Below are 12,376 nucleotides of genomic sequence, written 5' to 3' on the forward strand. Positions count from 1 at the left end.
AAAGAAGAAGGGGGATGGGCTCCATCACGAATCATGTTCGAGCCAACGGGCGATGCGAGCAATGAATAACCTCTACCAGATCGATTAACCTCAACCTATCCAGTGAGCGAATCGTGTGTCGCCAGTCGAGCGAGCGTCTGCTCCGCGTCCAGCGTGCGGGGAGGCCTGCCGCTTCGAGCGTACTCGGCCGTGACTCGTTGGAGCAGTTCGTTGACGGGCGCCGTCAGACCGAGAAGTCGGGCCTGTAACACGATTTCACCGTTGAACCAGTCGGTTTCGACGTCGACGCGGCCCCGCGCAACGCTCTGCCAGGTCGAACCGAAGTAGTCGGCGCGCACCCTGCCGTTCAGGACCTCGCCGCGACGCTCCCGATCGCGGTCGGCGGTGATGACGTCGATTCCGGCGGTGGCGAGCACCCTCTCGGCCTCCGTCCGCGCGCGGGCGACGAGTTCCTCGGCCGCCGAACTCGGACGGTGCGTCGCGGTGACCCCGTTGGCGAGGTTGGCGATCAGCTTGCGGTACTTCCACGCCATGATGTCGGGGCGAACCTCCGAGAGGAACTGAGCGGCGCGGAACATGGCCGACACCCGCTGCGCGACGTCGTCGCCACCGGAGGGATACCTGCCGAGGTCCAGAATGCCTGCCACCGGATGGCTCTGCTGGACGACCACCCCCGGCTCGAGATGTGCCGCCGAGACCAGCACGGCCACGCCGTAGACCTCGGAGAACCTGCGGAGTGCCGCCCGTTCGTTGGCAACTCCGTTCTGCGCCGCGAACACCGGGGTCCGACGAGGTGCATGTGCGGCGAGATCGTCGAGCGCAGTTTGCGTCTGGTGACTCTTCACGGCGATCATCACGATCGGATCGTCCGACCAGTCGACCTCGCCCGCGTTGGCGACGGCAGACAACCGCACCGTCGTCTGGCCGGTGTCGTCCACCAGCGTCAACCCCGACGCTCGGACGGCATCGAGGTGCTCACCGCGAGCCACCGCCGTGACGTCGATGCCTGCGAGCACTAGGCGGGCGGCCAACACCCCGCCGATCGCACCCGCTCCGTAGACGACCAGGCGTGGCGCCGACGTGTCAGGCATGAACCGCATCCCGCAACAAGGGAAGCAACTGGTCACCGATCCGCTCGACCTCCGACCGGTACGGGGTGTCGGACAGGACGAAGTGGGTAACGCCGAGGGCGGCATACCTCTGAAGGGCATCGGCCACCTCGGCAGCCGAGCCCACCAGCCACGTCGTGCCCGCGCCCCCTCCGCCATGACGTCCCGGGGCGGTGTACAGACACGTGTCGAGCACCTCGCCGCGCTCGGCGAGGTCGAGCAGGCGTTGCTGGCCCACTGCGGCACCACCGTTGCGCTGGTGCAAGTCGGGCCTGCCCGCGATGGCCGCGACCTTCGCTTCGGCGTCCTGCCACGCCTGCTCGCTGGTGTCGCGAACCAACGTCGTGATCCGCAAGCCGAATTCGAGTGGCGCGTGCTCTCGCGCCACCGCTGCCGACAGCGCCTTGAGCCGGTCGATCCGCTCGGCGATCCCGTCGAGCGGCTCACCCCAGAACAGCTGCACGTCGGCCTCGGCCGCCGCGACCCGTTCGGCTGCGGCGGACGCTCCGCCGAAGTACAACCTCGGGTGCCTGCCCGTGTCGGCGCCGAACGTGCGCGGTGCCACCGTCGAGTGCTCGACGCGGAAGAACTCCCCGGTGAAGGTGACGTCGTCGTCGTGCCACAGCCTGCGGACCAGCTGAAGGAACTCCCGGGTCCGGTCGTACCGGCGGGACTTGTCGAACTCGCCGTCACCGTAGGCGGCCAGATCATCGGTGCCGCTGACGATGTTGACGAAGAGTCGGCCACCGCTGAGTTGATCGAGTGTGGCTGCGGCACTGGCGAAGTGCGCGGGGTGCCAGTATCCGGGACGGACGGCGACCAACGGTGTGAACGTGGTGGTGCGCGCCGCGATGGCGGTGGCGACGGTGAACGTGTCCGGTCGACCCCAACCCGTGCCGATCAGAGCTCCACCCCAGCCGTGGCGTTCGGCGCGCAGCGCGAGGTCCGCGGAGAAGTCCAGCGTTCCCCACCCGTCGACGGTGTCGTCACCCCGGTGCCCCGGCGCCACCGTATTGGGGATGTACCAGAGGAACTGGCGTCCCGGCGTGGTCATCGGACCGCGCCTGCGGGCGCCGATCGTGCCGCGTGCAGATCGGCGAGCACGAGGTCGCGGGTGATCGCCTGGGTCAGCCGCGGCACGCCGATGCGCAGGCTCGGGATGTCGCCGACGGGCCTGCCGAAGCTCACGCTGGCGCCGATGCTGAAGACGTGGATGTCGGACAGCCACGGCGCGGTGCCCGGCTGCCGCTCGGTGAGCTCGTATCCGGCGCCCAGGTACGGAGCGACCGCAAGCAGTGCGTTCTCCAAATCCTCTGGTGGCGTGTACACGTCGCGCCAGCGGGCGATGTAGGGCGCGATGGTTGCGAGTTCGGGCCTGGTGTGGGGGTCTTGTTGATAGCCGGTCCCGGCGATGACGTAGTCAAACGTACGGACGCCGTCGGCGGCGTCGACCCGCACTCGCCCGTCCTGCTCGGTTGCCGACGACCACGGAGCGGAGACGTGCAGGTGATAGTTGGTGAAGGCGGCCGCACGGGCGACGGAGTCCTCGGGTACGTTGGCCCCCTGCACGGCCGCCTTCCAGCGCTGCTCCCAGCGTTGCGGATCCGGAAGTAGATGAAAAACGTCTTGCACCAACGGATTCGGACGGTTTGCCGGGTTGGCGACGACGACCTCGGGTCTGCGCGTGTAGACGTGCACCTCGGCGGCGCCTGCTTCGAGCGCGGTGGCCGCGGCATCGTAGGCCGACGCCGCGGCTCCGAGCACGCCGACGGTGCGGCCCCGCAACGCCGCGAAGTCGATGGCGTCGGCCGTGTGCGCCCATAGGGTGTCGGGCAGGCCCCGCAGAGCCTCCGGCACGTGGGGACCGCCGGTGCCTGCGACCCCGCCCGCCAGGACGATCTTGCGGGCTTCCTCGGTCCAACGACGCCCCGCCCGTTCCAGGGTCAGGCGCAGGCCCGCCCCCGCGGGTTCGATGTCGGTGACCCGGACGTCGCGGCGAATGACACCGTCCACCTGTCGCTGGAACCAACTCAGGTAGTCGGCCCAGTCCGCGGTGGCGATCCGGTCGAGACCATCGAAGGCGTCCGAGCCGTGGATGCTCTCGAACCAAGCGCGAAACGACAGTGCCGGGTTGCCGAGTTCGGGACCGGAGATCGTCTTGGCCGTGCGGAGCGTGCGCATCCTGGCTCGGGACCGCCACGCCGAGTCGGCCTCCGCGGCACCCGCATCGATGACGGTGACGTCGGAGACCCCGGCGCAACGAAGGGCATGCGCGATGGTGACGCCGCTCTGGCCGCCGCCGACGATCGCGACGTCGTGGTCGACACCGTCGCGCGGGGCAATCAGGTTCCTCCCATCCACACCCAGCAGCCGCAGGGACTCCTTCGCAGCCAGATCGGCGTGCGCAGTGGAGGGGCGATCCCTACTCTCCGTGCTCATCCCTTGGCCGCCGTCGTGATCAGGTTGGCGTTGGTTGGGCGCGCCAGGCCGTAGTGTCCGCGCAGTGTCGAGGTGGTGTACTCGGTGCGGAACAGGCCGCGCGCCCGCAGAATCGGGACCACGTGGTCGACGAACGTCTCGAGACCCGATGGCAGGACGGGCGGCATGACGTTGAAACCGTCGGCCGCACCGGCGTCGAACCAGTTCTCGATGGTGTCCGCCACCTGCTCGGGGGTGCCGGTGAAGGTGCGGTGACCCCGGCCGCCGCCGAGGCGGCCGATCAACTGCCGGACGGTGAGCCTCTCGCGGCGGGCCAGTTCGACGATCAGCGTGTAGCGGCTCTTGGCGCCTTCGATCGCCTCCTCCGGCAGCAGGTCGTCGGGTAGGCGACGGTCCAGGTCGAGCTCCTCGATCGGAACCCGCAAGGTGTCGGCGAGTTGCTGGTGCGCGTACTGCGCGACGATCGCGTCGTCGAGTGCGCGCTCCGCGGCCGCCGCCTCGGCCTCGGTGCTGCCGATCACCGGGACGATGCCGGGCAGGATCTTGATGGCGTCGGGGTCGCGCCCCGCGGCCAGTGCGCGTGACTTCAGATCCGCATAGAAGTCGCGGGCCTCGGCGAGCGTCTGCTGCGCGGTGAAGACCGCGTCGGCATGGTGGCCGGCCAGCGCCTTGCCGTCCTGCGACGAACCGGCCTGCACCAGCAGCGGATAGCCCTGCGGGGAGCGGGGGATGTTGAGCGCGCCATGGACGGAGAAGTGCTCGCCGCGGTGTGCCGGTGGGTGGATCTTCGACTGGTCACCCCAGACACCCGCCGCCTTGTCAGCCACGATCGCGTCGTCTTCCCAACTGTCCCAGAGCTTCTGCGCCAGCTTCACGAATTCCTCGGCACGCGCGTAGCGGGTGGCATGGTCGGGCAGGTCGTCGAGACCGAAGTTACGGGCCGCATCCACGGTGGCCGTGGTCACGACGTTCCATCCCGCGCGGCCGTTGCTGACGTGGTCGAGTGTGGCGAACCGCCTTGCGAGGTTGTATGGGGAGTTGTAGGACGTCGACGCAGTGGCGATGAGCCCGATCCGATCGGTCACGCCGGCCAGCACGGTCAACAGCATCAGCGGTTCGAGAACCCCGAGCGGCCGCCGACCGATGTTGCCGTTGAGCTGAGGACTGTCGGCCAGGAACAGCGAATCGAAGGTGCCTCGCTCCGCGGTGGTCGCCAACCGCACGTAATGGGCCACGTCGGTCGCGGCGAACGGATCGCTCTCGCCGAGTCGCCAGGATGCCTCGTGATGACCGGTACTCATGAGGAACGCGTTCAGATGCAACTGACGTCCGTCACCCACGTACCCGACCCCTTCTCCACGCCGCCGCTTCTCGACTCAGCTGCCAGCCTCCGTGCTGGCCCGACACGTCGCAACGTATCGAGATACCGCGAGGAAATCTGCGAACTTTCGCTACGGGAAAGCTGTAGTGGGAGCGCGTTGATCACCAAGAGCGGGTGCCGAAAGCTGATGGTCATGGCCAACATCGTCGAGCTGGCGCCGCTGTTCGCAGACGCAGGAACCAGAGAGTTCGCACTGGTCAACGGGATCTGGAACACCGGTGACGCCACGGCCGCCCTCGCTCACGAGCGCGGGCACTCGTACTGGCGCCCGGTGACCGGCGGTCTTGCCCGCGGCGAGCTACGGTCGGCGCTGACCGTGGCCGACGCGTTGATTCTGGCACCGACCGCTGCCGCCATCACCGGTATGCGGCAGCCCGTCGACGGTGCGGAGTCGGGCAGGATCATCGGTCACCGCATCCTCGATGCGGTCGGCGCCGAGTTCCCGGGTCTGCACGTCGTGCTCGTCTCGCACTTCCTCGCAGGCCACGGGTTGTCGCATCGCAACGCCAAACCTCACACCTGGGGTCTGCGTGCATTGGAGGCGCACGTGCGTGGCGGCCGCAATCCGTGGACGATCCTGCGGCCGACGTGGCTCTCCACCATTCACGACGGGTCCTACCAGACGAGGCTCACCGCAGACCAGCATGCCGACGGGCTGGTCAGCACGGCCAGCATCGCCCGCGCGGTGCTGGCGGCCGTCGAGAGCCCGCAATCCGCCGCGGGACGCACCGCGGCGATCTACAACCTGAGCATCCCCGGATCGGCAGAAGGTGATCCCGTTGGCCAGCTCGAGGCACAGTTCGCCTCTCTGGAACCGGATTTCGAGGCCGCATTTGCCGACGCGACGGTGAGTGCGTGACTGGACGCAGCCGCATCGCCGGTCAGCACGAGTGGGAGGCCACGTTCGGGCGCGACGAACTAGGGCGCCCCGTGCCGCCGGCTCGGCACCTGCTGATCTTCGTCGATGTCGTCGGACGCCCGGGCGACGCTGCCGAACGGCACCTCGAAAGTGCGCTCGCAACACTGGAAGCCAGGCACCCGCACGGACGGGACGGCATCCTGTCGACCATCGGGTGGGGGCCGCGGTGGTGGGACCGCCACACCGGTCACCCCGGTCTGATCGCCCAACCGGCGCGGATGTCACGCTGGGAAGACCCCGTGATCGACGACGCTGACGCCGTGTTCCACCTCGCCAGCGACCACGAGGACGTCCTCGCCGACGCCGAGGACGGTCTGTTCGGAAGCGGCGGGTCCGCGCAGGGCGAGTTCCTGAGGGTCCGAGAGGTTCGGCGCGGGTTCGTCGGCGCAGGCCTGCCGAGTCGGGTCCTTCCCGAGTTGGGAATTCCCGCAACGTCGCCGCTGCTGTTCGGCTTTCACTCCGTGCACCGCGGGAGCCAGGCTCCCGAACCGAACATCACCATCGAACGGGGGCCCCTCGCGGGTGGCACCACCCAGCACGTGAGTCGCATCGAACTGGACGTCGAGCGGTGGCAGGCACTGGACCGCGACAGCCAGGCCGCGCTGCTCTACGCGCCGACCGTCACCGCCGCCCACGCCGCCACACTCGTCGACGATGCTCCGAGTGACTACGAGCGCTACGAGCAGACGGTTTCTGAGCACGGCATCGTTGGGCACGCGCAGGCCGCGGCGCGGGCGCGCGTCGACAACGTCCCCGTCATCAACCGGCGCGATTTCGCCACGGTCGACGACGGCAGGCCGGGAACACATTTCGTGGCACTGCAGAAGGAACTACGCGACTTCAACAACACCAGGGCGATCATGAACGGCGCCGACGGATCCGATCACCACCGGGCCGTCGGTGCACGCCGCCGCAATGGCATCAACGCGTTCTTCGACGTCACCCGACGCGCCACCTTCGGCATCCCGGCCAGAGCACTTCGCGCCTATCCGCACCGCAGGGGCTGGAGGCATTGAGATGGCTGCAATGACCGCAATGACCGGGGGTGGGGGAACCCCTCACGACGCCGCATCCGGGCTCGACGACGATGCCATCGGCGCACTGCGAGAGATCCTGACCGACCCCGCGGTTCCCGTCGGCGGCACCCTCTCGCAACATCCCGGCATCGAGCCTTCCGAGGGCAGGCGGATCGCCGCGTTGCGCGAGGCCCACGATTACCTCACCAGCCGCAGGGTCGCCGCCGTCGCGGCCCAATCCGGGGATGCGGCAACGAGACTGATTGCCTCTCTTGGCGAGGTCGACGAAGCGTTGGCGGGGACACTGCACTGGCACGCCGTTCTCGCATCGACGATCGCGTCGCTGCCCGCGACGCGGGCCCGCAATGCCGTGCTCGGTGACGTGTCCCGTGGCGAATTGCTCACCTGGGGGACCCGGGCTCGGTCGTGGGCGTGGACCGAGGCCGCCGACCCCATCGGCAAGGTGGATGCCGAGTTCGAAACCGACGAGTTTCCAGGCCTCTACGACGCGTTGGTGGTGTGGGAGCCTGCTGCCGGGCTGGTGGTCGTCCCCACCCATCGAGAGCGGGTCGGGTGGGAACCCATCCGACCCCTTAGGCCCAGCGGCAGCTGGGTGGTCCGGTTGGCACACGCCACCGTGCACGCCGACGAGGTGATCCCGGTCGCCTCTCATCCATGCGACCTCGTCACCTGGCGAGAGAAGGATCCGACATGACCGGCATCGTCACCCGCCCACCGGCGATCGATTCACCTGATCTCACACGTGTCCTCGACCAGATCGCCGAGGACGCGAGGCGCCGCCGTGACGACGCCACGACCGACCGCGAACCGCACGCGGCGATCGCACTGGTGCGCGAGCATCGCCTCGGGGCGGTCCGGGTGCCGACCGACCTCGGTGGGGGCGGATACACCAAGCGCGACTTCTACGCCCTGGTGATCCGGCTCGGGGAGGCCGATCCGGACGTCCCGCACATCCTGCGGGTGCACTGGGGTTTCGTGGAGGACCGCCTGCGACTGCGTCGCACCGAGCGCGACAGGACGTGGTTGAAACAGATCGTGGACGGCGTGCTCTTCGGTGGGGCGAACTCCGAACTCACCGATCGTCCGCCGGGCATCTACGCGTACGACACCACCTTGATCGCCGACGGGGATGGTTACCGGCTCAACGGGCGAAAGTTCTACAGCACGGGCAGCTTGTACTCCGACTTCCTCCGCATCACCGCCAACGATCCCGACGGCAAGCCGGTGAGTGCCCTGATTCCCGCCGATCGTGACGGTGTGGTGCACGCCGACGACTGGGATGGCATTGGACAGGCCGAGACTGGAAGCGGCACCACCATTCTCGACAACGTGTACGTCGGCGCCGACGAGCTCATTCCGTTCGAGAGGTGGGGTGGCGACCCGGACGTGCAGGCGGAGCGGCCCCGCCAGTCGCAACCGCAACTGATCCTGCATGCCATCGCGGCGGGGATCCTGAGTGCGGTTGCGCTCGACGCCGCCGAGCTGGTCCGCACCCGGCGCCGCAGCTATTCCTGGGCGGTCACCGCCGAACCTCGCCACGATCCGCAGCTGCTCCAGATCATCGGCGGGCTGTCCTCGGCGGCGTTCGTCGCCGAGGCGACCGTGCTGGCCGCCGCGGATGCGCAGGATCACGCGGCGAACTTCGCCTACGAGCACGGCCGCGCCGATCCCGATCTCGAGCATCGGGCTTCGCTGCTGGCTGCCAAGACGAAGGTCGGCATCGAAGAGTTGGCGTTGAAGGCGGCCGGCGATCTGTTCGCCGTCGGCGGGGCGTCGGCCACCCGCACGTCGGCTCATCTCGATCGCCACTGGCGCAATCTGCGGACCCTGTTCTCCCACAACCCCACTCCCTACAAGGCGCGTGTCGTCGGGGACAACCTGGTCAACGGGACGCAGCTCCCGCTCGTCGGCTTCTTCTAGACGCCGGTGGCCTTTTGCGCAGCGCAACGGAAAACATTGAGTGGTCCCGGCCGGGGACCTAGCGTTCTGGTGACCGCGGCGGCCGCGGGCCGAGTCCGGCGAGTACGCCAATACCAGTTGAGGACAGATGATTCGAGCGAAGAAGTCAATAGCCCTCGCACTCGCGGCGGTCGTGCTGGCGGGCTGTGGTGGAGGCCAGCAGCCGGCCCAGGGTGCGGGTCCCACCGGTGAGCCGCGCCAGGGCGGCACCCTCACCTTCTCCGACGTGCAGTTCGTCACCGATGCGCTCAGCACCAATTACACCACCGCGAACCTCTTGTTCCAGGTGGTGGACAGACTCGTCTACATCGATCCGAAGACCGGCGAGGTGTCCGGATGGCTGGCCAAGCAGTTCTCCCGCAACGACGACGCCACCCAGTACACCTTCACGATTCGCGACGGCGTGACCTTCAGCGACGGAACACCGCTCGACGCGGAGGTGGTCAAGGCCAACTTCGACCAGCTCGGCAAGGGTGACGAGGGCAAGAAGATTCCGGCCTTCAGTGACTTCGTCGGCTACGACCACAGCGAGGTCGCGGGCAACACCATCACGGTGTTCCTCAATAGGCCCAACACGAACTTCTACAAGGTGGCTGCCAACGGGCGGGCAGGCATCCGCGGACTATCGACCCTGGCGCGTGACTACGACGGACAGGCCAAGATCGAAAACGTCGTGGGCTCCGGTGCTTTCGTGTACGAGTCGCAGATACCAGATCAGGAGGTCAAGCTCAGGAAGCGGCCCGACTACGCATGGCCGCCCGCTTCGTCGCCCAATCAGGGTGCTGCCTATCTGGACGAACTGGTGGTACGGGTGATCGGGGAGCCCGGTCTGCGGGCTGGCGCCGTCCAGTCCCAGCAGGTGGATCTGGCCCGCGGGATTCAGCCTACCGACGAGCCCGCGCTCAATCAGGGTGGCTTCCAGGTGATTCCGGTGGCCGCTCCGTCGTTGACGGTCAACTTGGCGGCATTCCGGATCGGCAACGACCTGGTGAACGACGTCCGGGTCCGGCGCGCGCTGCAGCTCGGCATCGATCGCCAAGCCGTCGTGGACACCGTGCTCTCCGACAGCTATCGCGCCAGTGACTCCGTTCTCGGACACGACGATCCACTGTTCACCGACGTGAGCGCCGACATCGGTTACGACCCCGAGAAGGCGGCCAGCCTCCTCGACGAGGCCGGGTGGAAGGTAGGGGCCGACGGCATCCGTGAAAAGGACGGCAAGCGGCTAGATCTCACGCTTGCTGCCTCCAATCAGAGCGTGGTGTTCCGTCCGGCATTCGAGTTCATCGAGTCGGGATGGCGGGAGCTGGGCATCGAGCTGGTGAACCGGGCCGGAGACACCACGTTGTTCAATCAGGCGAACACGGACCCGGCGACGCCACTGCTCGGCACCAGGACCGGGTACAACATCGGACTCGGGTTGCTGTTCGGCCGCGACAAGGGGAACCTCACCTTCACGGCGAACGACGATCTGATCGCCCTGTCGAACGAGGAGCTCAAGGCAACCGATCCCGCGCAGTTGAAGGACATCGTCGCGAAGGAACAACAAGAGATCATCGACGATCAACTGGCGCTCATCCTTTGGGACGAGGTGCAGGTCCACGCCGCCGCGCCGAACGTGCACATCGATTTCACCAACTACACCGAGCCGCTCTTTCAGAGCGCGTGGAAGACCTAGGCCGGTGGCCAGATACGTGCTCGGGCGAATCGGCCAGGCCGCGGCGGTGCTGCTGCTGGCATTCACCGTGATCTTCTGGGGCGTCAGCATCTTGCCGACGGACCCGGTGACGATCTTCGTCGCGAAGGGCGAGGGCTACTTCAACCCCGACGTCGTCACACAGGTGAAGGGGTTCTACGGATACGACCGGCCCGCCTTGGAGCAGTACTTCACTCAGCTGAACCATCTGCTGCACGGGCAGTTCGGCTTCTCGCTCTCCAGCGGGCAGGCGGTGACCGATCGGATCGGCAGCGTGATCGGCGAAACGCTGAAGTTGGCGTCGACGGCGACGGTGCTTGCGCTGATCTTCGCGGCAAGCATTCTGCTACTGGCCACCACCGGGAAGGTCGAATGGCTGCGGACGTTCATCCGGAGCATCCCGCCGCTGTTCAGTGCGGTCCCGACGTTCTGGCTCGGGCTGGTGGTGCTGCAAGTCTTCTCCGTGCAGCTCGGGCTCTTCTCGCTCTTTCCCGACGGGTCACTGGCGTCGCTGTTGATTCCGGCACTCGTCCTTGCCGTGCCGATCTCCGCGCCGATTTCCGCGGTGTTGTTGAAGAACGCCGAAGCGACACTGGCGCTTCCGCACGTCAACACCGCGCGTGCCAAGGGTGGAACGCCCGGTTGGGTGATCCGCAAGCACGTGCTGAAGAATGCCGCGGGCCCGGCGTTGACGGTCACGGCGACCACCATCGGCGCGCTGTTGGGCGGCTCGGTGGTGACCGAGACGGTGTTCTCCCGGTCGGGACTGGGCACGGTTCTGTTGCAAGCGGTCTCCAATCAGGACATCTCCCTGATCCAGGGTTTGGTGATGCTGACCACGGTGGTCATCGTCGGGGCCAATCTGGCCGTCGACCTGATCCATCCGATCCTCGATCCGCGGGTCACCAAGACGCAGCGGCGCGGATTCAATACCGCCCTCGGCAGGTTCGCGTGACCGACGATCTGGCCGTTGCGCCACCGCGGCCCTCCGAGCGGGTTCGCGCTTCGCCACGTGCGGCGCTCAAGGCAACGCCGTGGTCGGTGCGCGTCTCCGGCGGGGTACTGCTTCTCGTCGCCGCGTGGGCACTGGCCCCCGGCTGGTTCACCGACCAGGACCCCCTCAAGGGCAACCGACTGGAGAAGTTCCTTCCGCCCGACGCAGCGCACTGGTTCGGCACGGACCATCTCGGACGCGACGTCCTCGCCCGGGTCATCCATGGCACCTCGCACACCGTGCTGACCGCCGGTCTCGCGGTGGCGGTCGGTCTCGTCGTCGGCAGTATCGTGGGCATCCTGGCCGGCGTGTCGGGACCGGTGGTGGATGCGATCGGCATGCGGTTCAGCGACGTCCTGCTGTCCCTGCCCGGCTTCCTGGTGTCGGTGTGGATCGTGACCGCCTACGGCCCTGGCCCGCTGTCGGTGGGCATCGGTGTCGGGATAGGGTCCATCGCCATCTTCGCCCGAGTGTTCCGCAGCGAGGTATTACGCGTGCGTGCACTGGATTTCGTCGAGGCCGCCTTCCTGTCGGGTGAGACCAGATGGTCGGTCATCCGGCGGCACATTCTGCCCAACGCGGCCGGAGCGGTAGTCGCCCTCGCCGTGATCGACCTCAGCGCGGCGATCTTGGCCATCTCCGCGTTGGGCTACCTCGGCTACAGCGCACCGCCGCCAACACCGGAATGGGGACTGCTGGTGGCCGAAGGCCGCAGCTACCTGGCCACCGCGTGGTGGCTGACCTCTCTACCCGGCGCAGTGATCCTGGTGGTGATCGTCGCTCTCGGTGTCGTGAGTCGTCGAGTCCTCAAGTCCAACCGCATCTGACCTTGGAGAACGCGA

11 protein-coding genes are annotated in these 12,376 nt (G+C 67.6%); 7 read left to right on the forward strand and 4 right to left on the reverse strand.

Features of this window, described 5'->3' with window-relative positions:
• Positions 1 to 95: 95 nt before the first annotated feature.
• Genes ABW137_RS17880 through ABW137_RS17895 form a run of 4 tightly spaced genes read right to left on the reverse strand, consistent with a single transcriptional unit; the run spans position 96 to position 4,888 of the window.
• On the reverse strand, positions 96 to 1,091 hold the full coding sequence (locus ABW137_RS17880; RefSeq protein WP_526402358.1) for a ketopantoate reductase family protein: 996 nt from the start codon (positions 1,089 to 1,091) through the stop codon (positions 96 to 98).
• A complete protein-coding gene (locus tag ABW137_RS17885) occupies positions 1,084 to 2,163 on the reverse strand; it encodes an LLM class flavin-dependent oxidoreductase (protein WP_526402360.1) in 1,080 nt (359 codons plus the stop codon). Before ABW137_RS17885 ends, ABW137_RS17880 begins: the two co-directional genes overlap by 8 nt.
• The gene (locus ABW137_RS17890; protein WP_526402362.1) at positions 2,160 to 3,548 is read right to left on the reverse strand and encodes an NAD(P)-binding domain-containing protein; all 1,389 of its coding nucleotides are present in this window, start codon (positions 3,546 to 3,548) and stop codon (positions 2,160 to 2,162) included. Before ABW137_RS17890 ends, ABW137_RS17885 begins: the two co-directional genes overlap by 4 nt.
• Complete coding sequence (locus tag ABW137_RS17895; protein ID WP_526402364.1) at positions 3,545 to 4,888, reverse strand: LLM class flavin-dependent oxidoreductase; 1,344 nt, start codon at positions 4,886 to 4,888, stop codon at positions 3,545 to 3,547. Before ABW137_RS17895 ends, ABW137_RS17890 begins: the two co-directional genes overlap by 4 nt.
• A 174-nt stretch (positions 4,889 to 5,062) precedes the next feature.
• Between ABW137_RS17895 and ABW137_RS17900 the strand changes: the two genes are divergently transcribed.
• The 7 genes from ABW137_RS17900 (at position 5,063) to ABW137_RS17930 (ending at position 12,361) form a co-directional block, all read left to right on the forward strand.
• Positions 5,063 to 5,788 carry an NAD(P)H-binding protein gene (locus ABW137_RS17900; RefSeq protein ID WP_526402366.1) on the forward strand — a complete coding sequence of 242 codons (726 nt, stop codon included), beginning with the start codon at positions 5,063 to 5,065 and terminating at the stop codon, positions 5,786 to 5,788.
• Positions 5,785 to 6,864, forward strand: coding sequence for a DUF7405 family protein (locus ABW137_RS17905; RefSeq protein ID WP_526402368.1), 1,080 nt, complete (start codon positions 5,785 to 5,787; stop codon positions 6,862 to 6,864). The genes ABW137_RS17900 and ABW137_RS17905 overlap by 4 nt, the downstream gene beginning before the upstream one ends.
• 10 nt (positions 6,865 to 6,874) lie before the next feature.
• On the forward strand, positions 6,875 to 7,579 hold the full coding sequence (locus ABW137_RS17910; protein WP_526402370.1) for a hypothetical protein: 705 nt from the start codon (positions 6,875 to 6,877) through the stop codon (positions 7,577 to 7,579).
• Positions 7,576 to 8,805 (forward strand): acyl-CoA dehydrogenase family protein, encoded by a 1,230-nt coding sequence (locus tag ABW137_RS17915; protein WP_526402372.1) that lies wholly within the window; start codon positions 7,576 to 7,578, stop codon positions 8,803 to 8,805. Before ABW137_RS17910 ends, ABW137_RS17915 begins: the two co-directional genes overlap by 4 nt.
• Before the next feature lie 127 nt (positions 8,806 to 8,932).
• Positions 8,933 to 10,522, forward strand: a complete 1,590-nt coding sequence (locus ABW137_RS17920) for an ABC transporter substrate-binding protein (protein ID WP_526402374.1) — start codon at positions 8,933 to 8,935, stop codon at positions 10,520 to 10,522.
• Between the two features lie 4 nt (positions 10,523 to 10,526).
• Complete coding sequence (locus tag ABW137_RS17925; protein WP_526402376.1) at positions 10,527 to 11,495, forward strand: ABC transporter permease; 969 nt, start codon at positions 10,527 to 10,529, stop codon at positions 11,493 to 11,495.
• 86 nt (positions 11,496 to 11,581) lie between these two features.
• Positions 11,582 to 12,361, forward strand: a complete 780-nt coding sequence (locus ABW137_RS17930) for an ABC transporter permease (RefSeq protein ID WP_526402483.1) — start codon at positions 11,582 to 11,584, stop codon at positions 12,359 to 12,361.
• Positions 12,362 to 12,376: the final 15 nt, after the last annotated feature.

It is taken from the genome of Mycobacterium sp. (assembly GCF_040509115.1).
Lineage (GTDB): Bacteria > Actinomycetota > Actinomycetes > Mycobacteriales > Mycobacteriaceae > Mycobacterium.

Coding starts and splice junctions, on each gene's coding strand:
- ABW137_RS17880 (WP_526402358.1), bottom strand. CDS start 1,091: ATGCCTGACACGTCGGCGCCACGCCTGGTCGTCTACGGAGCGGGTGCG.
- ABW137_RS17885 (WP_526402360.1), bottom strand. CDS start 2,163: ATGACCACGCCGGGACGCCAGTTCCTCTGGTACATCCCCAATACGGTG.
- ABW137_RS17890 (WP_526402362.1), bottom strand. CDS start 3,548: ATGAGCACGGAGAGTAGGGATCGCCCCTCCACTGCGCACGCCGATCTG.
- ABW137_RS17900 (WP_526402366.1), top strand. CDS start 5,063: ATGGCCAACATCGTCGAGCTGGCGCCGCTGTTCGCAGACGCAGGAACC.
- ABW137_RS17910 (WP_526402370.1), top strand. CDS start 6,875: ATGACCGCAATGACCGGGGGTGGGGGAACCCCTCACGACGCCGCATCC.
- ABW137_RS17915 (WP_526402372.1), top strand. CDS start 7,576: ATGACCGGCATCGTCACCCGCCCACCGGCGATCGATTCACCTGATCTC.
- ABW137_RS17920 (WP_526402374.1), top strand. CDS start 8,933: ATGATTCGAGCGAAGAAGTCAATAGCCCTCGCACTCGCGGCGGTCGTG.